This window comes from Acinetobacter sp. ANC 4218 (genome assembly GCF_002135245.1).
Classification (GTDB): domain Bacteria; phylum Pseudomonadota; class Gammaproteobacteria; order Pseudomonadales; family Moraxellaceae; genus Acinetobacter.
In genome coordinates this window covers 91,205-112,911 of the sequence record NZ_NEGD01000003.1, presented here as the reverse complement: position 1 = coordinate 112,911, position 21,707 = coordinate 91,205, and the positions used below count along the sequence as shown (strand labels likewise).

The 21,707-nt window shown below is 41.3% G+C and carries 20 protein-coding genes and 2 pseudogenes; 12 read left to right on the top strand and 10 right to left on the bottom strand.

Annotated features, from left to right (window positions below; all coding sequences use genetic code 11):
- Positions 1 to 4: 4 nt before the first annotated feature.
- Both B9T38_RS03775 and B9T38_RS03770 read left to right on the top strand, forming a co-directional pair.
- On the top strand, positions 5 to 271 hold the full coding sequence (locus B9T38_RS03775) for a PAAR domain-containing protein (RefSeq protein WP_086195528.1): 267 nt from the start codon (positions 5 to 7) through the stop codon (positions 269 to 271).
- Positions 272 to 425: 154 nt separating this feature from the next.
- Positions 426 to 1,304, top strand: a complete 879-nt coding sequence (locus B9T38_RS03770; protein ID WP_086195527.1) for an alpha/beta hydrolase — start codon at positions 426 to 428, stop codon at positions 1,302 to 1,304.
- Between the two features lies 1 nt (position 1,305).
- Here B9T38_RS03770 and fabR read toward each other — a convergent pair whose 3' ends face one another.
- Positions 1,306 to 2,001 (bottom strand): HTH-type transcriptional repressor FabR, encoded by a 696-nt coding sequence (fabR, locus tag B9T38_RS03765; RefSeq protein WP_086195526.1) that lies wholly within the window; start codon positions 1,999 to 2,001, stop codon positions 1,306 to 1,308.
- A gap of 139 nt (positions 2,002 to 2,140) precedes the next feature.
- Here fabR and B9T38_RS03760 point away from each other — a divergent pair, with 139 nt between their 5' ends.
- Positions 2,141 to 3,211: a ferredoxin reductase gene (locus tag B9T38_RS03760; RefSeq protein WP_086195525.1), complete on the top strand. Its 1,071-nt coding sequence runs from the start codon at positions 2,141 to 2,143 to the stop codon at positions 3,209 to 3,211.
- Positions 3,212 to 3,225: 14 nt separating this feature from the next.
- The gene (locus B9T38_RS03755) at positions 3,226 to 4,320 is read left to right on the top strand and encodes a fatty acid desaturase family protein (RefSeq protein WP_086195524.1); all 1,095 of its coding nucleotides are present in this window, start codon (positions 3,226 to 3,228) and stop codon (positions 4,318 to 4,320) included.
- Between the two features lie 231 nt (positions 4,321 to 4,551).
- Here B9T38_RS03755 and B9T38_RS03750 read toward each other — a convergent pair whose 3' ends face one another.
- Positions 4,552 to 5,205, bottom strand: coding sequence for an HAD-IB family hydrolase (locus B9T38_RS03750; protein ID WP_086195523.1), 654 nt, complete (start codon positions 5,203 to 5,205; stop codon positions 4,552 to 4,554).
- Entirely contained in the window at positions 5,172 to 6,380 is a 1,209-nt protein-coding gene (locus B9T38_RS03745) for a DUF1615 family protein (protein ID WP_086195522.1), read from the bottom strand. Before B9T38_RS03745 ends, B9T38_RS03750 begins: the two co-directional genes overlap by 34 nt.
- Before the next feature lie 82 nt (positions 6,381 to 6,462).
- Between B9T38_RS03745 and dusB the strand changes: the two genes are divergently transcribed.
- Positions 6,463 to 7,488, top strand: coding sequence for a tRNA dihydrouridine synthase DusB (gene dusB, locus B9T38_RS03740; RefSeq protein ID WP_086195521.1), 1,026 nt, complete (start codon positions 6,463 to 6,465; stop codon positions 7,486 to 7,488).
- Positions 7,489 to 7,772: 284 nt separating this feature from the next.
- The gene (locus B9T38_RS03735; protein WP_086195520.1) at positions 7,773 to 8,393 is read left to right on the top strand and encodes a hypothetical protein; all 621 of its coding nucleotides are present in this window, start codon (positions 7,773 to 7,775) and stop codon (positions 8,391 to 8,393) included.
- 63 nt (positions 8,394 to 8,456) lie between these two features.
- Here B9T38_RS03735 and B9T38_RS03730 read toward each other — a convergent pair whose 3' ends face one another.
- A complete protein-coding gene (locus B9T38_RS03730) occupies positions 8,457 to 9,500 on the bottom strand; it encodes an NAD(P)H-dependent flavin oxidoreductase (RefSeq protein ID WP_086195519.1) in 1,044 nt (347 codons plus the stop codon).
- 218 nt (positions 9,501 to 9,718) lie between these two features.
- On the opposite strand from B9T38_RS03730, the gene B9T38_RS03725 reads away from it, so the two are divergent.
- From B9T38_RS03725 to B9T38_RS03715, 3 genes are read left to right on the top strand one after another with little or no spacing between them, the layout of a single operon-like run.
- Positions 9,719 to 10,978: a putative DNA modification/repair radical SAM protein gene (locus B9T38_RS03725; protein WP_086195518.1), complete on the top strand. Its 1,260-nt coding sequence runs from the start codon at positions 9,719 to 9,721 to the stop codon at positions 10,976 to 10,978.
- Positions 10,978 to 11,757, top strand: a complete 780-nt coding sequence (locus B9T38_RS03720) for a TIGR03915 family putative DNA repair protein (protein WP_086195517.1) — start codon at positions 10,978 to 10,980, stop codon at positions 11,755 to 11,757. Before B9T38_RS03725 ends, B9T38_RS03720 begins: the two co-directional genes overlap by 1 nt.
- A 52-nt stretch (positions 11,758 to 11,809) precedes the next feature.
- Entirely contained in the window at positions 11,810 to 12,328 is a 519-nt protein-coding gene (locus B9T38_RS03715; RefSeq protein ID WP_086195516.1) for a putative periplasmic lipoprotein, read from the top strand.
- Between the two features lie 95 nt (positions 12,329 to 12,423).
- Here B9T38_RS03715 and B9T38_RS03710 read toward each other — a convergent pair.
- The 4 genes and pseudogenes from B9T38_RS03710 to ahpF all read right to left on the bottom strand — a co-directional run.
- Positions 12,424 to 12,609 (bottom strand): annotated as a pseudogene (locus B9T38_RS03710) (YeeE/YedE thiosulfate transporter family protein); the annotation flags it as partial.
- Positions 12,603 to 12,758, bottom strand: a pseudogene (locus B9T38_RS16940) (VIT1/CCC1 transporter family protein); the annotation flags it as partial. The pseudogenes B9T38_RS03710 and B9T38_RS16940, both read right to left, overlap by 7 nt.
- 122 nt (positions 12,759 to 12,880) lie before the next feature.
- A complete protein-coding gene (locus B9T38_RS03705; protein WP_086195514.1) occupies positions 12,881 to 13,225 on the bottom strand; it encodes a hypothetical protein in 345 nt (114 codons plus the stop codon).
- A gap of 188 nt (positions 13,226 to 13,413) precedes the next feature.
- Positions 13,414 to 14,979 (bottom strand): alkyl hydroperoxide reductase subunit F, encoded by a 1,566-nt coding sequence (gene ahpF, locus B9T38_RS03700; protein ID WP_086195513.1) that lies wholly within the window; start codon positions 14,977 to 14,979, stop codon positions 13,414 to 13,416.
- 263 nt (positions 14,980 to 15,242) lie between these two features.
- Between ahpF and B9T38_RS03695 the strand changes: the two genes are divergently transcribed.
- Together B9T38_RS03695 and B9T38_RS03690 are read left to right on the top strand one after the other, a co-directional pair.
- Positions 15,243 to 15,464 (top strand): DUF1653 domain-containing protein, encoded by a 222-nt coding sequence (locus tag B9T38_RS03695; RefSeq protein WP_086195673.1) that lies wholly within the window; start codon positions 15,243 to 15,245, stop codon positions 15,462 to 15,464.
- A 62-nt stretch (positions 15,465 to 15,526) separates the two neighbouring features.
- Complete coding sequence (locus tag B9T38_RS03690) at positions 15,527 to 16,117, top strand: O-methyltransferase (protein ID WP_086195512.1); 591 nt, start codon at positions 15,527 to 15,529, stop codon at positions 16,115 to 16,117.
- 48 nt (positions 16,118 to 16,165) lie between these two features.
- Here the strand turns inward: B9T38_RS03690 and B9T38_RS03685 are convergent, their stop codons facing one another.
- Together B9T38_RS03685 and ahpC are read right to left on the bottom strand one after the other, a co-directional pair.
- On the bottom strand, positions 16,166 to 16,372 hold the full coding sequence (locus B9T38_RS03685) for a KTSC domain-containing protein (RefSeq protein WP_086195511.1): 207 nt from the start codon (positions 16,370 to 16,372) through the stop codon (positions 16,166 to 16,168).
- Between the two features lie 382 nt (positions 16,373 to 16,754).
- Positions 16,755 to 17,318 (bottom strand): alkyl hydroperoxide reductase subunit C, encoded by a 564-nt coding sequence (ahpC, locus tag B9T38_RS03680; protein WP_086195510.1) that lies wholly within the window; start codon positions 17,316 to 17,318, stop codon positions 16,755 to 16,757.
- A 550-nt stretch (positions 17,319 to 17,868) separates the two neighbouring features.
- On the opposite strand from ahpC, the gene hrpA reads away from it, so the two are divergent.
- Positions 17,869 to 21,690, top strand: a complete 3,822-nt coding sequence (gene hrpA, locus B9T38_RS03675; protein WP_424623632.1) for an ATP-dependent RNA helicase HrpA — start codon at positions 17,869 to 17,871, stop codon at positions 21,688 to 21,690.
- The last annotated feature ends 17 nt before the right edge of the window (positions 21,691 to 21,707 follow it).

The following is a 21,707-nucleotide window of genomic DNA, read 5'->3' as shown; positions in this document are numbered from 1 at the left end:
AACAATGGCTCAGCCTTTAATAACCCTCGGTTCTACCACCTCGCATGGCGGTATAGTTTCGGAATGCGATTCTTCTTTTATCATAAATGGAGTGGCTGTGCATTTGCATGGCATGAAGCATTATTGTCCTAAATGCCAAACTGTTGTGTCCGCGATTGCTGCTGAACAGTCAACTACTGTGAAAGGACGTGGGGTGGTGATTGCAGGTGATAAGACAACTTGTGGAGCAACTTTTTTAGGCAGTCAGTTTCTGGTGGTTTCGCGAAAATAAACCGCAGTAGCCAAATCATTTGTTGCACAGAATTCTGTAATTAAGCCATCTGACTTGCAAGTCAGGGAGTTAAGCATTTAGTGATTTCATCCAGGCCTGCTTTTGCTTAAGCTATTGCACTATTACGGGAACAATTTTAACAAGAGTAGCTTGTATGGCAGATGAATTATTCAGAAAAAATGCGATTCATTTTACTCATGCCAATGGTATTCTTTCGGCTAGTTATCAGAAGTTTTTTCGCTCTTTTGAAGAAGAATTTGATATTAAAGCTATTCCAGTGATTGGAATGAGTCCTGAATATCCCGTCACTTATACATGGACACATCTGGTGGATCAGGTGATTGCCGACATTGAACAGCAGTTTCCAAACCAGCAGGTGATTGGCTTGGGTCACTCATTTGGTTCTTTGCTCACTTTAATGGCGGCCTATAAACGCCCTGATCTGTTCTCACAACTGGTGATTATGGATCCACCTTTTGTGATCGGCAGCAAGTCAGCTATTTTTGAAGGCTTGCAAAAGCTCAGGTTAAAAGCCGTTGATAAAATCACGCCTGCAGCGATTACGCTTAAACGCAAAGATCATTGGCCCAGTTTTGATGAAGCGTATATATCTTTACGCAATAACCGGCTGTTCAAAAATTTTGATCAGCAGTGTTTCGATGATTATTTTGCTCATGCTATTACAGAAGATCAAAGCAGAGGAGGCGTGACCTTAACTATTCCTAAAGCCATTGAAGCAGAAATTTTCAGAACCGTTCCAGCCTGGTGGTGGCGTACACCACGTCAAGTACCGCAAATGCCTGTACATTTAATTACGGCAGAACAGAGTCACTTTTATAAACAGGGCTTGCCGCAAGGAATGAAAAAAATCTATGGAATTCAATTTAGTGTGGTTGAAGGCGGGTATATGTTTCCTTTAGAGCAACCTGAAAGCATATCCCAATCTGTGAAAAAAATTATTTCAGCACAGCAAAATATTGAATGCATAGTGAAGAATCAATATGTGTATTCTTCACGAACAATAAAATTATAAATTACCGGATTTTCGCTTCATCCAGATGGCGTGCACCTTCTAGAATCATCCGAATCATGATCATGGTTTGTTCGGCAATTTCCTTACGTTCCTTCGCAGAGATATCAATCACTGTTGCACCCATATTAAATACCAGCTGGGTAATGGCTTTTGCGGCGATATCGGGGTGAGAAAGCCTGTTGTTATTGAGGCGTTCCAGGCGAATGAGATCTTCCTGTAATTCTTGCTGGAAATAATTTAACTGGCGTTCAACCGCTAATTTATAGGAAGCGGAGCCAGTATAGGCTTCACGCAGCAATAAACTTAAATTGCCTTCATCTGCATCTAACTGTTCAATAAAAACTTCGACTGAACTGCGAATAATGCTGTTTTGCTTGGAGGCCTTTAAGCGCGCTTGGTGCAAAATTTGACGCAATACAATCCCGGCACGATCAATCAGCTCAATCGCAAGTTCATCTATATCTCTGAAATGCCGATAAAAACTGTTGGGCGCAATGCCGGCTTCACGCGCAACTTCACGTAGGCTCAAGGAAGAGATGCTTTTTTGCGGTCCAATTAAGTTCAATGCAGCTTGAAACAGCTCTTCTTTGGTGATGGTTGCTTTTCGTCCTACAGTACGGACGGTCACCGGTTCATGAACAACATTCTGTTTATCAACAGGAGCATCAATATTTTTTTTGATTGAAGACGGGTTCATATTTTTCAAGGGATTAGAGATACGAAAACATTATAACGGTTGCATTGCAACTTGGGAAATGAATAGAAACAATACAAATATATATACAAGTATATATACATGTGTATAATAATTAAAAATCGATCGCGTGGTACTGACTATGCATGTTGTAGAAAAAATGAAAAAATCTCCCCTAAGTTCATTGGCTGAAAGCGTTATTGACCAGTACGCAGCTGATTTCTGGTTGCAAAAAATCAATCCCCTTTGGTCAGTCAATCAGGCCTTAGGTAAAATTGTCCAAAAAGAAAATTCTGCGCAAAATATGATGAGTTTAACCATTCAGGTGAACCGTCATTTTAAAATGGGGCAAGCAGGGCAGCACTATCCGGTTTTTGTGGAAGTGAACGGTGTTCGCTATGAACGTAGCTATAGTCTGACGCAGCTTGATACTCAACATGTCTTATTAACAGTTAAAAAAGTTGATCAGGGCAAAGTCAGTTCCTGGCTGGTTGAACATGCTCAAGTTGGCGATATTCTTGAGTTTGGTCAGCCATATGGGGACATGCTGTTACCAGAACAGGCTCAACCGATGATATTGCTTGCGGCGGGTAGTGGTATTACCCCAATGCTAAGTTTACTCAAAGCACTCTCTAAAACAGATCGCATGACTGAAGCACCGATCCAGTTGTTGTATTGGGTTAAGCAATATGCTGATGTTGCTTTTAAAGCACGTTTTGAACAACTGGCTGAACAATATCCGAATTTTTCTTTTCAGGTTTTTTATACCCAGGAAGAAGATGAGGGCAAACGTTTAAACCAAGAACACCTGGCTTTGGTGAATAATATTGAAAATAGTCTGGTGTATGCTTGCGGTCCATCCGGATTTGTTGCAAAGGCGGAACAGCTGTTTGCAAATGCACAGAGTTTCAAAAGTGAAGCTTTTAGCATGACACCTGTTGAAAATTTGGATATTGGCTTTGTGAATATTACTTTGCTGAAATCCAATAAAGTACTGGTCATCCCTAAAGGTCAGTCTATTCTGAGCAGTCTGGAACAACAAAATATTAAACCTACTCATGGTTGTCGCATGGGCATTTGTCATAAATGTGTGTGTAATAAAGTTGAAGGTTCAACTAAAGATCTAGTGAATGGTAGTCAAAATTCCGAACCTGGTAATTTATTAAAAATCTGTGTCAATTCAGCACAGTCTGACCTTGTCATTGATTTATAAGTGAGATAAATATCATGAATATGCCTGTTAAAATAGAATATTTTAAAAATCCGAAAAATGGTGAGCTCACACAATCTCAATTAGATGATTTGGCTCGTGAACTGGATGCGATTAAACAAGAAGTGCTTGATGATATCGGAGAAAAGGATGCGAAATATATCCGCCGAGTTTATTCAACCATCCGTTATGCTTCCATTGCTGGACGTGCCTGTTTATTTGCAGGCTGGTTCCCGCCAGCATGGGTATTAGGTACCGGTTTACTGGGCTTTGCCAAAATCATGGAAAATATGGAACTGGGGCATAATGTCATGCATGGTCAATATGACTGGATGAATGATCCTAAATTCTATGGTCCAACGTTTGAGTGGGATATTGTCGGGACAGCAGATAACTGGCGCCAAACCCATAACTATAAGCACCATACCTATACCAATATTAAAGGGATGGATGATGATATCGGTTATGGTTTACTTCGTCTGTTTCCTGAGCAGCGCTGGAAGCCGGGTTATTTATTGCAGCCAATTTATAGCATTCCATTTTGCCTGCTGTTCCAGTGGGGCGTAGCCATCCAGAATCTTGAAATTGGTAAGGTTTGGAAAGGACGTAAATCTAAGGAGCAGGCCAAGAAAGAATGGCAACCGATGCAGAAGAAAATCGGCAAGCAATTGTTTAAAGATTATGTATTCTTCCCGTTGATTGCCGGTCCAGCAGCGTTACCTGTATTTACAGGTAACCTGGTGGCAAATGGTATCCGTAATATCTGGACATTCAGTATTATTTTCTGTGGTCATTTTACTAAAGATGTGGAAGTGTTCCCGAAATCGGTACTGGAAAATGAAAGTCGTGGTCATTGGTATATGCGCCAGATTCGTGGTTCATCAAACTTGACAGGTTCAGAAGCATTCCATATTTTGACCGGCCACTTAAGTCATCAAATCGAGCATCACTTATATCCGGATATTCCGGCGCGCCGTTATCGTAAAATGGCGCCTAAAGTTCAGGCAGTTTGTGAAAAATATGGTTTAAATTACAATAATGCCAGCTTGGTTAAACAGTATGGCAGTGTGCTTAAACGTATTGTTAAATATGCGTTCCCGTTTAAGAAATAATCTTGTATTCATAAAAAGCCACTTCTATTCAAGTGGCTTTTTACTGATGTATATAAGCTTTAAGTGTTTTTGTTAATTTCATGTAATTTCCATTATTTGCCATAGTCATGACCTGACAAATTTCCTGTTGAGTCCAGCTTTTACGACTTGCTTAATAATAAAATAAGGACAATAGAACAAATGAATTTTCGCCAAAACGGATATCTATACCTTTGAATAATTTTGCAGCTCTTAAATGGCGATTTGTTGTATCTTTTTTGGCAATGCAGGAATAGTCTCATTGATACCCACCATGTAAGCATAATGGGCCATCGCAAGCATTTCCTTATCTTCATGACTATTACCATAGGCATAAATTACAGCATAATCAGCTAAATGATATTTTTCTAAAATTCGTTGTCTTTTCTGTTCCGAACTGCAATCGGGTGTGGTGTATTGTCCCGTATAGATATTATTGACTTGTTCAGTATGGGTACAAATTAAATCAATATTTAATAACTCACAGACAGGCTTGAGATAGACATCGACCGATGCCGAAACCAATACAACATCATCGCCTAAGGCTTGATGCTGTTTAAGCTGGTTAAGTAAAGGCTGATTTAATTGATTCATTAAATTTGCTGCATATTCCTGTGCCATTTGTTGCAGTTCTAAAGCATTGGCATTACTAAACATGGCACGAAACAATTTGGAACGCATGGCTGGTGCAGAATAGACATTCAAATAATACGCTTGAATCCAGGGCAGAATTTTTATGCCTTGTTTGACAATATGACGTTTAGATAAGGCGTAAAAGATAAACCCCGTGAAACTATCCTTTTTACACAGGGTTCCATCAAAATCAAAGAGCGCTAAATTTTTATTCTTTTTGCTCGTTGCATACATGATTGATATCTTCCGTTTACGCGCGTTGCAAACCAGTTGGTATTATAATCACGACTCAGTTTAGGACCTGAAATGACCACTTCAGGCATAATAGCATAAATTGGCTCTTTGCCTGTTTTCTCTTGGTAGAGCTTGGTTACCGCACGATAAGTTGCCGTATCTTCGAAACTTTTCTCTTTTTCTTTTTTTAAGTCAGAACGAATCTGTCGTGGTGTTACCAGAATATTGTTGGCTGCAAATACACTAATCAGTTCACGTTCGGACTGACTGGCTGCTGAACGGACTGAGCCATCTTTAGTGTAAAGCAACAAATCACCATCAAGGTCAAGTTCTGTTGCCGTCAAGTCATTGAGCATGCTTTGAAAAGCTGCGTTGCGACTTGAATACATGCCAGAGTTATAATCTGCAAAACGATAAATCGCTTTATCATAATCGGCAGGGTACATCATCAAACGGTGGATACCGTAATACAAGCCACCATATTGACTATATAAGTCAGTACGTAATTCGGCCATGTTGCCACCTTGACGTTTGTGTTCTTTGGCATAGCCAATATGAACCTGCATGGAACCTAAAGTGGTAATCGGATTTAATTTTTCGCCCATGTCTTGACCGACCAGTTTGGCTGCACCAGTTAAGGTGCTGACATGATAATGTTTTGACATATAGTCAAAAATTTCACGATAGAGTTCATCTAATTCACGCTCTGTTTTGACACGACGCATTTGACTTAAATAATTATTTTCAGGGGTGGGCTGATTTTTCAGAACCTGCTCAAAATAACCGGCCATGGTTCCGCCCAGAGTATCGCCCAATTTATCTTTAAATTTTTCATCCAGACGATCTTGAACTTCCTTCACTGCTTTTTCACCTAAACCAGGAACTTGCGGGTCAGCAACGAAGTTGGATTCCTGATCCACCACAGCCACAATACTGCAAATATTTTCTTTGGTTTGAGGAATACCGAGCTGATCGGTAATGTCGTAAATGTCTTTGGCCCAAGAACTACTGTCATTAACACGTGGTGGGATAAGACGTTTGACTTGATCTTCTTCTAAGGTGGGTTCATTGTTTTTTGACCACCACGAGTTATCCCCACATGCCACTAAGCTAAGAGACAAAGCCAGAATACTCAAAGATTTAAACCGAGATGAAGTAAAAAGAGTTTTTTTCATAATGATGAAAACATGTTCCAAAAGGATGAGCCCATACAGCAGATGCAGTATACTATGCCGGTCGAAAAAGTGATGAATTTATATGTATATTGGTCCATATCAACTGTCAAATAATTTAATTGTTGCTCCCATGGCAGGTGTTACGGATCGTCCCTTCCGGACGTTGTGTAAATATTTTGGTGCAGGTCATGCCGTCAGTGAAATGATGACTTCGGACCAGACCTTACGCATGAGCAAGAAAAGTCTGTACCGTGCCAATTTTGACGGCGAACTGGCGCCTATCTCTGCGCAGATTGCCGGTTCTGAACCCGGCGAGCTGGCAGAAGCGGCACGCTATCAGGTGGCGAATGGTGCACAAATTGTCGATATCAATATGGGATGCCCGGCCAAAAAAGTCTGTAATAAATTAGCAGGTTCTGCATTATTAAAAGATGAAGATCTCGTGGCACGAATTTTAGATACGGTGGTTGCGGCAGTAGATGTTCCTGTGACTTTAAAAACCCGTTTAGGATATCTAAATGGGCATGAAAATATCCTGCGGGTTGCCAAGCGTGCTGAAGAAGCCGGGATTGCTGCATTGGCACTGCATGGCCGTACCCGTGAAGATATGTACTTGAATACAGCACGTTATTCTTTGATTAAAGAAGTTAAAGAAATGCTGAATATTCCAGTCATTGCCAATGGCGATATCGATAGCCCTGAAAAAGCCAAATATGTGCTTGATTATACGGGTGCGGATGCTGTGATGATTGGACGTGCAGCACAAGGTCGTCCCTGGATTTTCCGTGAAATAGCACATTATTTAAAAACAGGTGAACAGCTGGCTGCACCCAGTATTGCTGAAGTGAAAGATGTGTTATTGGGACATTTATCTGAACTGTATGATTTTTATGGTGAATACTCAGGTTGCCGTATTTCGCGTAAACATATTGCCTGGTATACCAAAGGTTTACGTTCAAGCAATGAATTCCGCCAGAATATGTACAAGGTTGAAAGTACGGCTGAGCAGTTTAATGTGGTGGAAGACTATTTTAACCAGCTCCTTGCTCAAGGTGAAATTATGAGTGACGTACAGGTGGATCAGGTGAATTTGCTCGAAACCAGATAATTTTTATTGCTCCAATTTAAATAGATTACTGCTCTTTATTGCAAAGAATTTCATCAAAAAAAGAGTAGTAACTTTTTCTTTATCAAAACTTTTTTTCGTAATTTGTATAAAACAATATTCAAAGAATTACATGTGAAAACATCTCATCACTCAATCAGGACACATATAAGACAGAGCGGGCCGTAAATTATCCTATGCTGAATTCTTCTGAAGCTTGTTAAAGCTGTTTATCTAAAATTATCCAAAAAACTTGATGATATGGATCTGATAGAAGGAGAAAGAAAATGGTGAATACCAAGCGTCCAGTTCCAGATATTAATCCTGCTTCAACAAGGCTGTCTCCAGAACAGAGGGATGTATTAAATAATGGTTCACTGAAATTTAGCCCGCCTACGGCTAACAGTGCATGTCCTGAGCTGAATTCACCAGCGACGGAAAGCCATCGGGTACCAGATATAAATGAAGCTGGCGATCATTTGGTTGCGACCAGTGTAGGTACTTTAGGTGGCGCAGCTGTAGGAGCGACTCTGAGGATGGTCGGTGGTCCTCCTGGTGCAGTAGTTGGAGGGCTTGTTGGGGGCATTGTTGGTGGAATTGCCGGTAATGACATCGCAGATAAAGCTAATTCAGCCGAAGAAGATGCTTATTGGAGAGAGCAGCATCGTGACCTGCCATATTTCCATGAAAGCCGAAGTACCTATGATGATTTAGATTATGACCGGGATTATCGCAGTGCCTATGAGGTGGGATATAAGAATCGTCCTTTGTTCGACAGTGATACACATTTTGAACAGGTCGAAACTGAATTGCGAACCCAATGGGAAGCAATCAAAGGTCAATCCCGTTTAGATTGGGAGCAAGTAAAATATGCTGCCAAAGATGCATGGCTTCGTGCTCCATGCTAGATGAATGTTGAACAAAAAACCTCTCAACTGAGAGGTTTTGTATCGAATATATACGCCAGTAAATTAGGCTTGACTAATTTCCAGAACCAGCTGATTAATTAAATCCGCAGCTTCCATCTCCCGAATTTGGGCGACATTGGTTCCCGCCCAAAAGGCTCCAAAACCATGGTCACCTTGTGCAGCGGCTGCGGCATGCAGTTGTTTACCCAAGTCATAGCAATAGGGGTAAGTGGCAACTGGAGGACGTTCAGGTCGATCGATTTGGGTATGCCAGTGGTTAATTAGACCGCGAGCAGGTCGTCCCGAAATGCTGGCAGTCATTTGGGTAATTGGTTTGCTAAACAGGGCTTGTCGATAGGCCGTGTTGGCATTGGAACTTTTGCACTGTACGAAAGCGGTGCCCAATTGAACAGCTTCGGCACCTAACTGGATTAAGAGCTGAGCCTGGGTGCCATTCATGATTCCGCCCGCAGCTACAACAGGCTTGCTACAGTACTGTTTTAACAATTGTACCAGATCAGAAGTTTTGACTGCGCTGTCAAATGTTTCATTAAAAATGCCACGGTGCCCACCGGCTTCAATGCCTTGCGCAATAATGATATCAATCCCAGCCGCTTCAATCTGCAGTGCTTCAGCCAGATTAGTCGCTGAAACCATCGTCATGATACCGGCCTGTTTTAAGGCCTGAATTTGATGAGGATGCGGAATGCCGAAGTGAAAACTTACTGCCTGAGGTCGAGTTTCTAAAACAAGGTTTAAATAGTCATCGTTATCGAGAAAGCTGGGATAGATACATTTTAATTCTGTCGGCGGAGTTGCATGATACTTCTGAAATTGAGGCGTTAAATATTCAATCCACTGATCTGCTACATTTTTGTCGAGCGTGGCACTTTGATGACAGAAGAAATTGACCTGAAATGGTTTATGAGTAAGTGCTTGCGTTTCTAAAATTTGTTGACGCGCTGCTGCAACTGTACTAGCACCCAAACCCAATGAACCCAAACCGCCTTGATTGGAAACCTCAGCCGCCAGTTGAGGAGTAGAAACACCTGCCATCGGTGCCAGGAAAATAGGATGTTTAATTTCAAGTTGTTCTAATAAAGTCATATTTGGCTCCTATGCATATCATCACTTTGCCCAAGCCCTATAAATTAAGCAAATAATATTCGTTATTTTTTATGAAATAAAAAGTTTTTTACACCTAAAAATAAATGAAAATGCAGTGATAAATAAAACGTCAAACCATGTCGCATAAAAGACCGGTACCCATGTGGTTTGAGTTAAAAATTTTATAATACAGATTCATTTTTTAACGCTGATTACACATGTCTGATCGTATCCGTGAAAAGCTACAAATTTTAGCCGATGCTGCCAAATATGATGTCTCCTGTTCCTCAAGTGGCAGTAACCGAAAAAACAAAGACAAAGGGCTAGGGAATACCGGCTCCGGTATTTGTCATAGCTATACTGAAGATGGTCGCTGTGTATCACTGCTTAAAATTCTATTTTCCAATGTCTGTATTTATGATTGTGCTTACTGCGTGTCACGTCGTTCCAATGATGTAAAACGGGCGGCTTTTACCGTGCAGGAAGTGGTCGATTTAACCATGAATTTTTATCGCCGCAATTATATTGAAGGTCTGTTTTTAAGTTCGGGGATATTCAAGTCGGCAGATTACACCATGGAGCGGATGCTGCAAGTGGTGAAAAAATTACGCCTGGAAGAAAATTTTAACGGTTATATTCATTTAAAAACCATTCCGGGTTCCTCACCGGAAATCATTACTGAAGCTGGGTTATATGTCGACCGGATGAGCATTAATTTAGAAATGCCGACTGAGGCAGGCTTGCAGAAATTCGCCCCCGAGAAAACCCATGCCGAAGTGCAGAAAGACTTGGGTCTTGTGCGTGACCGTTTAATCCAGTTTAAAGATGAACGCAAGATGATTCGCTCAGTTCCTACATTTGTTCCTGCAGGGCAAACCACGCAAATGGTGGTCGGAGCGCATAGCGAAAGCGATCAAGACATTATTTTAATGGCAGACCGGCATTACAAGGAATTTAAACTGAAAAGGGTGTATTACTCGGGTTATATTCCAATTAATGATGAGGAAAAAGCCTTGCCGGCGATTGGTTCAGCACCACCCTTATTAAGAGAAAATCGGCTTTATCAAAGTGACTGGCTGATGCGTTTCTATGGTTTTAAGGCAACAGAACTGGTTGATGAAAAACATCCGAATTTAGATTTAGATGTTGATCCAAAACTGAGTTGGGCATTACGGCATCCTGAACAGTTTCCTGTCGATCTGAACCGTGCAGATTACCGCATGATTTTACGTGTTCCGGGTATTGGCGTGCGCTCAGCGAAAAAAATTGTCCAGGCGCGTCGCTTTGGCAAAATTTATCTCGATCAACTGAAGCGTATGGGCGTTGCATATAACCGTGCGCAGCATTTTATCCACTGTGCCGATACGCCAAAATTTATCAAGGAGCAGTTGCCAGGCCAGATTCGGATTCAGATTTTGCAGTCGGGACAGTCCAAATATGTGCAGCAGTTATCGCCACAACTGGGTTTCGCTTTCTAATGGCAACTTACTGTTTTGATGGCAGCATGACCGGCCTGTTGAGCTGTGTATTTCGTGCCTTTCAATTTAAAGAGTTTCGGGTGCAGGTGACCAGCAATTCGCATGCGCAAAGTGGCCTGTTTGATGATTTTATCCAGGTGGCATCGAATGAAGAACATGCACAGCGGGTCTGGCAAGGATTGAAGCAAAAAACATCGGGCCAGAGTCAGCGTAATTTTTACTATAGCTTTCTTGCAGAAAGTGAAACAGCTTATCAGCACCTGTTTAATTATTGTCTTTATGTTTTTCAAAGTCGCTACAAGGTCGATGAAAACTATGGGCATGCTGATGTGCTGGCTTTATCGCAATGGGCAAAGCAGGTTGGTCGTGAAAAGCATCGTATGGAAGCCTTTGTACGCTTCAAGAAATGTCAGGACGGTCTGTTTTTAAGTCTGGTTCGGCCTGATTTTAATGTGTTGCCGCTGATTGAACGGCATTTTAAGGCACGTTATCAAGATCAACGCTGGCTGATTTATGATGAAAAGCGTAAATATGGCATTTATTATGATTTGCAAAATGTGCATCAAATTGAAATGGACGCTCATCAGGTCGATGTCACATTCGCGAGTGGTTATAGTCAGGCATTTACTGTAGAACTGGATGAACAGGAATTACTGTATGATCAGCTCTGGAAAGATTATTTCCGCAGTGTCAACATTCAGGTTCGGCAAAATATGAAACTGCATATTCAGTATGTGCCGAAGCGTTACTGGCGTTATATGAATGAAAAATCAATGTAGCTGCATATTTCAGGCATACTATTGCAAGATTTAGTGATGAGGACAATTTATAATGAAGCCGTTCGTTTTGGCGACTTTAATTTTAAGCGTAGTACTTTCAGCATGTTCATCTTCCGAACAGCAAAAAATCCAGATTGATCCTCAAAAATATAAGGTGCAGGATGCAGCCTGCTTGCAGCAGCGCTTTGAAAGCTTAAATCAACAGCTATCTAAAGATTATCAGGCTTTTAAAAAAAGCAACAATATTGCCTTTTCAGACCAGTCGCTACTTGATGTGAATCAATTACAGACTTTAAATCTGCATGCGGTGAGCAGCACTTCCTTAAAACCGGTCAAACAGGCATATTGTCAAATGATGAATGGCTATTTTGCCGAGATGTATCAGTTGGGGCATCAAAACCTGAACATTATTGGACAGGTGAAATTACCCCATGCGCAGGGTGAAAACTTAAGCAAAAATTTTGCGGATGCAGACCAGTTTTATGATTTTATTTTAAACCATTATACCTCATACCGTCAGGCTCAAGAAATTATGGGTTTTGGTTGTAATTTAAAAGCAGCGCTGTATTAATTAAAAATAGGATAAACAAAAAAGCCCATTCAATGATGGGCTTTTTTATAGGCTGAAATTCGGATTTAACAACCAGTTAATTTTCCAGGTTGTGGTCATTCGTCCGGAAAGAAAATGGGACGAAGTTTCACGCCAATACTGTTACCCAGGAAGGCAAAGATCAACCATAACCAGCCATGCAAACTCCATGAGGCAATCCTGCTGAAGTAAGCACCAGATATACAGTCATATGTGAGATGGACACCGTATCCGAGCAGTAATCCTCCAACTAGCGCAGCAATAAAGTATGCAGATATGTACTACTGGTAGTCATACCCATAATTAAGCTGGTCACGGAAATAATTCCGTCATTTTCTCCTAATACTACAGTACGTAATAATCTACCTGTTCTTTGAACATAATATTTTTCATGACGATATGAATATGGTATGTGAACATGCTTTTAATCATTGTTTCTTGCAACTATCATCGATAGTAATGTGCATAAAAAGTCATATTTTTCAATAAAAAAACTCCTTTTTAAAGGAGCTTTTTTTATTTCAACCATTCACATTATTGTTGAGCTTTTTCTCGAACATTCGAAGCACCTTCTTCCACAGCACCGGCAGTTTTTGCAGTAGCTTCTTTCGCTGCATTTTTAATATCTTTTGCTGCGGCTTCAGTTTTAGCAGCAGCTTCATCACCTGCTGCCTCAATTTTAGAGCTGGCTTCATTAGCAGCAGCTTGAGTTTTCGCTTCAGCTTCCTTTGTGGCATCAGAAATATCATGACCTGCTTGATTGGCTGCATTTTCAAGATGTTCGCCAGTAGTTGCACCTGTTTCTGTTGCTTCTTGTTTATTACAACCCACCAGGGCAACGCTAGCAGCAAGACCTAAAGCAATAAGCAATTTATTCATTTTCATTTCCTTCTAATTGTGGCACCCACCTAAATAGGGGTATTTTGAATATAGCTAAAAAAACGCACAAATTATGAGCTAAAATTGTTAATTAAATGTAATTATTTTTTATGAAAAAATGAGGGAAAAAAAAGGCTTATACCACATTGTGATATAAGCCAGATCAAACTATTTATGCTGAATATAGATTACTGTCCCGAACGGATAATGTAATCAAAGGCAGATAGCGATGCCTTGGCACCTTCACCTGTAGCAATGATGATCTGCTTGTACGGTACGGTAGTACAGTCACCGGCAGCAAACACACCCTTCACGTTGGTTTCGTTGCGTTCGTTAATCACGATCTCGCCACGATTGGTCAGTTCAACAGCGGTTTCTTTCAGGAAATCCGTGTTTGGCAACAAACCGATCTGTACAAAAATTCCCGCCAGTTCAATCGTATGTTCTTCATCCGTTGCACGGTCCTTGTATTTCAGTGCAGTGACCTGTGAACCGTCACCGACTACTTCAGTCGACAGCGCATTCTTGATCACGGTGGTATTTGGCAAGCTGTTAAGCTTGTCTTGTAAGACCTGATCGGCACGCAATTTGGTGTCAAACTCCACCAAAGTTACATGCTCTACAATCCCGGCCAGGTCAATCGCCGCTTCAACACCCGAGTTACCTCCACCAATCACCGCAACGCGTTTGCCCTTGAACAGTGGACCATCACAGTGCGGACAGTATGCTACACCACGGGTTTTGTATTCCTGCTCACCCGGAACGTTCATCTCTCTCCAGCGTGCACCGGTTGAAAGAATGATGGTTTTGGACTCTAACTTCGCCCCATTTTCCAGAGTGACTTCAACTAGGCCATTCGCCGTTTCATCCGCACCTTTGATGTTGGATACACGTTGCAGGTTCATGATGTCCACACCATACTCACGTACATGTGCTTCCATCTCGGCGGCAAATTTCGGACCCTGGGTTTTCTGCACGGAAGTGAAGTTTTCAATGTCCATGGTATCCATGACCTGACCGCCCATGCGCTCTGCCACAATTCCGGTTTTAATGCCTTTACGCGCGGCATAAATCGCTGCGGTGTTGCCGGCAGGACCGCCACCAATCACCAGCACATCAAAGGCGTCTTTGGCATTTAACTTGGCTGCATCTTTGGCTGCAGAATTGCTATCCAGTTTGGCAATGATCTCTTCCAGCGTCATACGGCCCTGACCGATGTGGGCGTTGTCTTGGAACACCATTGGTACCGCCATGATCTTGCGCTGTTCCACTTCATCCTGGAAAAATGCACCGTCAATCATGGTGGCCGTGGTGCTTGGATTATAAATGGCAATCAGGTTGAGGGCCTGTACCACGTCCGGACAGTTATGGCAGCTGAGCGAGACAAACACCTCAAAATCAGCCGTTAAATTTAAACCCTTGATCTGTGCTAGGACTTCATCTGACACTTTTGGGGCATAACCCGACACCTGTAACAAGGCCAGAATCAGGGAAGTAAATTCATGTCCCATCGGCAAACCGGCAAAGAAGACACGCGGTTCTTCACCTTGTTTTGCCACCCCAAAGCTTGGGGCCCGTTTATTTGTACCGTCGAAGCGTGCAGTGACTAAATCAGATAAGGCTGCAACTTCAGTCACCAGTTCTTTAATCTTGTCAGATTTATCCGATCCATCTAGAGTTGCAATCAGTTCAATCGGGCTTTCCAGACGTTCCAATAATGTTTTAAGTTGTGCTGAAGTATTTTGGTCTAACATGGCTAACGTCTCCAAGGGAGTAAATGCTTATTTAATAAAACTATAGTAGGCTAAATATTTAAATAGGTAAAACATTTCATTTTTATAAAAACAATCGATTTAATAGATTGATAGGTTTTTTACAAAAATACTGTCTTAAGTAAATGCTGATTTAGTGTGAATATTCAAGTATTAAGTGGAAATTAGAGCATTTTTAATAAATTGCTGCATACTTCTGGGTAATTTTGATTATGATGACCCTATGTTTTAACAAGGTCATAAAAATGCAACTCAAATCCGGGATTTATCAACACTACAAAGGCAAGTTATATCAGGTTTTTCATGTAGCTACCCATAGTGAAACAGCTGAGAAACTGGTGGTATATCAATGTTTGTATGGCGATTATTCAATGTGGGTACGTCCCTTGGAAATGTTTCAGGAAATGGTCACACTTGATAATGGTATAGTTGTTCCACGATTTAAATTAATTCAAGCAACTTCATGAACTAGATTAACGACATCGATAAACGCTAGACTCAACAGAATAACAAGACAGGAATAGCTGTGATGAGCATGAGTGAAACATTCCAGAAGCGAATGCAAGAGTTGCATCAAAGTTTTATTAAATTTGATGCCTTACAAAAAGACCGTATTCAGCGTTATCGAAATATAGAACCGGATTCTGCATTATTTTTAGCCATGCAAGTGCGCATCCAACAATCTAAAAATATTTTGGAGATTGGCACTTCAACAGGTTATTCGACTTTATGGCTGGCGAATGCGGCACAGACTTCACAAGGTCATGTCACTACTTTGGAAATTGATCCGGCACGTAGCCAGCAAGCTCAGCAATATGCCAATGAACTACAATTGAGTGAAGTGATTGATTTCTGGGTAGGGGATGCACAAAGTTTTCTTGAAAAGGCCGAACAGCAATATGACTTTATTTTGTTAGATGCCGAACGGGATGCCTATATGGATTACTGGCAGTATTTGCCGCATATGCTGCATCCTAAAAATGGCGTCATGTTTGTCGACAACGTCATATCACATGCAGCAGAAGTTCAGCAATTTATTGCACTGGTGAAAAGTGATGAACGTTTTATGAGTATGACTTTATCGATTGGCTCAGGTCTGTTGATGCTTTGCTATAAATAAATTTGTATGAATAAAAATATCTGTGAATCAGGGCAGAGCCCTGATCATTCAAGCCATGGAAATGCGAGTAAAATGTAAGTCATATTCTAAATATTTATGTACAAAAGCAGCCTTGTCATGACATCGGAGCATGTTGTTATAAATAAATTCCGGAACTGGATGGTACAGTTCTGCTGAACCATTGTTATAAAAAATTTTAAGATAACGTGATGAAGAACTGTAAGTATAGGAAGTTACAGTAAGTATTGATCCCATAAGCACTCCTTTTTTATATTATGTTTCACAGATTTTGTCTGTCATTTGACGTGAAGCTATAGAGGTTGTGCGCTGAAGAGCAGAATTGTAAAACATTCATCACACACCTGTATAAGACTTACATTACAATAAAAAGTGACAAAATATAATAGAAATAAATATATTAAATTGATGAATTATAGATAGATACATTTTGTATTGAAGAATAGGGTTGTACGCTATTCAGCTTTTTATTATTGAAGTAAAAAATATAAATTCTGTTATGTTGACAATTATAGGAAATACTAAAGGTTAAAGGTATTTGAAAACAGTGTTTTATTCAAAATGTAAAAAACCACGCAAAAGAGCGTGGTTTTTTACATCAGTTCAATCTAAATAGAGATTAGATTTTACCTACTAGGTCGATTGAAGGAGCTAGAGTAGCGTCGCCTTCTTTCCATTTAGCTGGGCAAACTTCACCTGGGTGAGCATGAACGTATTGAGCTGCTTTAACTTTACGAAGAAGTTCTTGAGCATCACGGCCAACACCACCAGCATTGATTTCAACGATTTGGATTTTGCCTTCAGGATCGATAACGAAAGTACCACGGTCAGCAAGACCAGCAGCTTCGATTAATACGTCAAAGTTTTTAGCTAGAGTCCAGTTCGCATCACCCACCATTACATATTCAATTTTTTTGATTTCTTCTGAAGAATCGTGCCAAGCTTTGTGCGTGAAGTGAGTGTCAGTAGAAACTGAATAGATTTCAACGCCTAATTTTTTGAATTCAGCGTAGTTGTCAGCAAGGTCACCCAATTCAGTTGGGCAAACGAAAGTAAAGTCAGCTGGGTAGAAGAATACAACAGACCATTTGCCTTTAAGATCAGCTTCAGTCACTTCAATAAATTGACCGTTTTGGAATGCAGTTGCTTTAAATGGTTTAACTTCAGTATTAATTAAGCTCATCATTGTCTCCATGATTGAGGTTTGTATTTGATTTCCAAAAGGATAGCGAATTTTTTCTTATTGCTGAAACAGTATTTTTACATTATTGAAATCGGAAAAACCGAATTAACTAATATAAAGTCTACAATTCCACCAAATCTGACTGTTTATTTATTCAATCATTTAAAGATGATTATTAAATGACAAATATGCAGTTTTTCAGCTCGCCTAAGAACATGAAGGTTGCGGAAGTAAAATTCAAGGGTAAATTTTTTTAAATTAAATTTATTTTTGACGCTCGAATCATTTTTAGGCTGAGTAATGGTGATCAGAAGAGGTGTGTGAACATCATTAAAGATGGTGAATAGTGTAACTCTTGTTATATGTGGCGGATTTTAGCGTGGTTGATGATCTATTTTCCATGCTTTTGAATATTCTTTACCTCAAATGCCATGAATAAATATTTGCCTGTCTTTCTCTCTGCGGCGTTACAGCGTAAAATATTCAGTTCAATTTTTTGTTTTGGGATAAATTATCTGTGTTAAGTCATTTAAATGTAGATCAATGGGTCATGGCACGTGACCGTCATCGTTTAAATCGACTACGCAAAGGTAAAGATGCCAACGAGAAACAGTATCAAGAATTATTAGAAAAATCGAATCATAAAGTGCGTGAGCGCCTGTCCCGTGTTCCGAACATCAAACTCAATCAAGACCTGCCTGTTACCCAATATAAAGACAAGTTGATTGAAGCGATTCAACAACACCAGGTGATTATTGTGGCAGGGGAAACCGGTTCAGGTAAAACTACACAATTACCACAAATTGCCATGCTGGCCGGTCGCGGTTTAACCGGAATGATTGGTCATACCCAACCGCGTCGACTGGCTGCGCGTAGCGTATCGCAGCGTATTGCCGAAGAAGTGGGCGAGAAGCTGGGTGAATCCATCGGTTTTAAAATTCGTTTTAACGAACAGGGTTCGCAAGACTCGATAGTTCGTTTGATGACGGATGGTATTTTACTGGCGGAACTGGCCAATGACCGTTACCTCACGAAATACGACACCATTATTATTGATGAAGCGCATGAACGTTCATTGAACATCGACTTCATCATGGGCTATTTAAAACAGCTTCTACCACGCCGTAAAGATTTAAAAGTCATCATTACTTCCGCAACCTTAGATGTAAACCGTTTTAGCAATTACTTTAACGGAGCACCTATTTTTGAAGTGGAAGGGCGCAGTTATCCGGTAGAAGTGCGTTATCGCCCAATTTCGGAAATGAGCATTGGCGGTAGTGATGACGACGAGTTTGATGACTTTGAAGAAAACTTGCCGCGTGCAGTGGTACAAGCGGTAGAAGAATGTTTTGCCGATGCACAGCAAAAAGGTCATCCTGAACATGCCGATATTCTGATTTTTGCCAGTACCGAACAGGAAATTCGTGAATTGCAGGAAACCTTGCAAAAGCATGGTCCACGGCATACTGAAATTTTGCCTTTATATGCGCGTTTAGCCATAGCTGAACAGCAAAAGATTTTCAATCCTGGCGGTGGTGGACGACGCATTATTATTGCCACCAACGTGGCTGAAACAGCTTTAACCGTACCCAACATCCGTTATGTAATCGACAGCGGTTTTGCCCGTATTTCACGCTATAGCTACCGTTCACGGGTGCAGCGTTTACCGATTGAGGCAGTATCACAGGCGGCTGCCAACCAGCGTAAAGGCCGCTGTGGCCGTATTGCGCCTGGTGTTTGTATCCGGCTGTATAGTGAGGAAGATTTCCAGAGCCGTCCTGAATTTACCGAACCCGAGATTAAAAGAACCAACTTGGCTTCGGTCATTTTACAGATGGAAAGCCTGAATCTGGGCAGTCTGGAAAGTTTTGACTTTATTGAGCCACCAGATCATCGCTTGGTGAATGATGGCCGTAAGTTGTTAATTGAACTGGGTGCTTTAAACGAGAAGAAATCAGAACTGACAAAAATCGGTCAGCAAATGGCAAAAATGCCAATCGACCCGCGTTTAGCGCGAATGATTTTAGGCGGCGCGCATTTTGGTGTGCTCAATGAAGTCCTGATTATTGTCGCAGCTTTGGCCGTGCAGGATCCGCGTGAACGTCCTGCTGATAAACAGATGCAAGCTGACCAGAAGCATGCCTTGTTTAAAGAAGGTGACTCTGACTTTTTGTTCTACATCAAGTTATGGGAAACCTTGCAAGCTAACCGTGCCTCGATGAATGAGAACAAGCGTCGTAATTTTGCACGGCAGCATTTTTTAAGCTGGTTACGTTTACGCGAATGGAAGAAAACCCATGAACAGTTGACGGAATTGGCGCAAGGCTTAAAACTTTCCTTTAATGATAAAAAAGCCAGTTATGAAAACTTGCACCGTGCCTTATTGACCGGTTTGCTTTCCTTTATTGCCAATAAGACCGATGAACGCAATGTGTTTATGGCCGTTCGTCAGCAAAAAGCCCGTATTTTCCCGGCATCGACTTTGCATAAAACCAATACGCCGTGGGTGATGGCCTTTGAGATGGTGGAAACCTCACAGGTTTATCTGCGGACACTTGCAAAAATTGAACCGGAATGGATTCTGCTAGCTGCGCGAGACTTACTGAAACATCATTATTTCGAACCGCACTGGTCGAAAAAGGCCGGTGTGGTGAATGCCTATGACCAGATTTCCCTGTTTGGCCTGATTATTGAGCCGAAGCGTTTGATGAACTATGAGAAAGTCGATCAGGTTGCGGCACACGAAATCTTCCTGCGTGATGCCTTAACCACAGGTAATCTCGGCATTATGCCGCCATTTTTGAAGCATAATCTGCTCAAGCTGGAAGAAGTGGAACGGGTAGAAGATAAGCTGCGTCGTCGCGATCTGGTGGTGGATGAAGAAACCATCTATCAGTTTTATGCCGAGAAAGTACCGCCAGAAGTGGCGAGCCGTCGAAGTTTTGAAGACTGGCGTGCGACAGTTGAGCCGCAAAATCCGCGCTATTTATTTGTCGAAGATGATGCGCTGTGGATGAATGACCGTCCGACCACGCAGCAATTTCCAGATTATTTGCATAATGGCGCTTTGCGTCTGGCAACTAGCTACCGTTTTGATCCAAGCCATGATGAAGATGGAGCGACGGTCAAAATCCCGCTACAGGCCTTGCCACAGGTCGATGAAGGTATCTGGTCATGGGGCATACCCGGCTGGCGTGAGGACTTGATTGAAGCCTTATTGAAATCCTTGCCTAAAGACAAGCGCCGCAATCTGGTGCCGATTCCGGATACTGCACGCAAACTGATGAAAATCATTGATGCAGTTCATTTACGTGAGCATATCTTCAAGTTTTTTGCTTTCCAGTTGCGTGGCGAACAAATTAGCGAAAAAGACTTTTCCTTTGAACGGATCGAGCAGTATTTGCTGCCGTTGATTAAAGTGATTGATGAAAAAGGTCGGGTGATTGAAAAAGGTCGTGATCTTCCAGAACTGAAAGCACGTTGCCGTACCGAAACACATAGTCCGGTCAAGCAGCTCAAAGGCGAATTTAAAGTTTTCCCTGAGAATTTCACTTTTGAAGCTTCACAAAAAGTGACCGGTGTTGTGGTAAAGCAATATCAGGCGCTGGTACCGACTAAAGCATTTGCAGAACTAGATGCCAAAGATGAATCTGGTGTGGTGATTCAAACCTTTAATGATCAGGCTGAAGCGATTAAACAGCATCGGGAAGGAATCATTCGTCTAGTCTATATGCAATTGGGTGATCTAGTGCGCCAGCTGAAAAAACAGATTTCCAAACCGCTGGCTTTGGCTTATTCGCCTCTGGGAGATAAGGCCCAACTGGAGCAAATGTTGGTTTATGCTACCCTTCAGATGACAATAAATGAGCTTCCTGTCAATGCTGAAGAGTTTCAAAACTTGCTTTTAAATGTAAAAAAATCTTTCCTAACGCATGGTCAAGTGGCATTATCTATACTGAGCGATATTTATATTCAATGGCAGGATATTCGTCGGAAATTGTTGGTTTTAGACGATTCTATCTTTGGAAAAAATATTGATGATCTTGAAGATCAACTTGATTTAATGAGTCTTTCCAACTGTGTGTATGTCAAATCTTTTGATATATGGCAGGAGTTTCCACGCTATTTAAAGGCTTTGGTCTTGCGTTTAGAACGCTTGCCAAATAACCTGCAAAGGGATAATTCTGCCATTGAGCAAGTTGACCCATGGATGGAAAAATTGTTTAAGTTTAAAAATGACGCTCGCCTGAAAGATTTGTACTTTATGGTCGAAGAATTTCGTATTTCCCTGTTTTCACAACCAATGAAAACAAAAATGCCGGTTTCTCCAACCCGCCTGCAAAAAGTATGGCATCAATTGGGCATTAATTAACAGAGCGCAAAATTAAC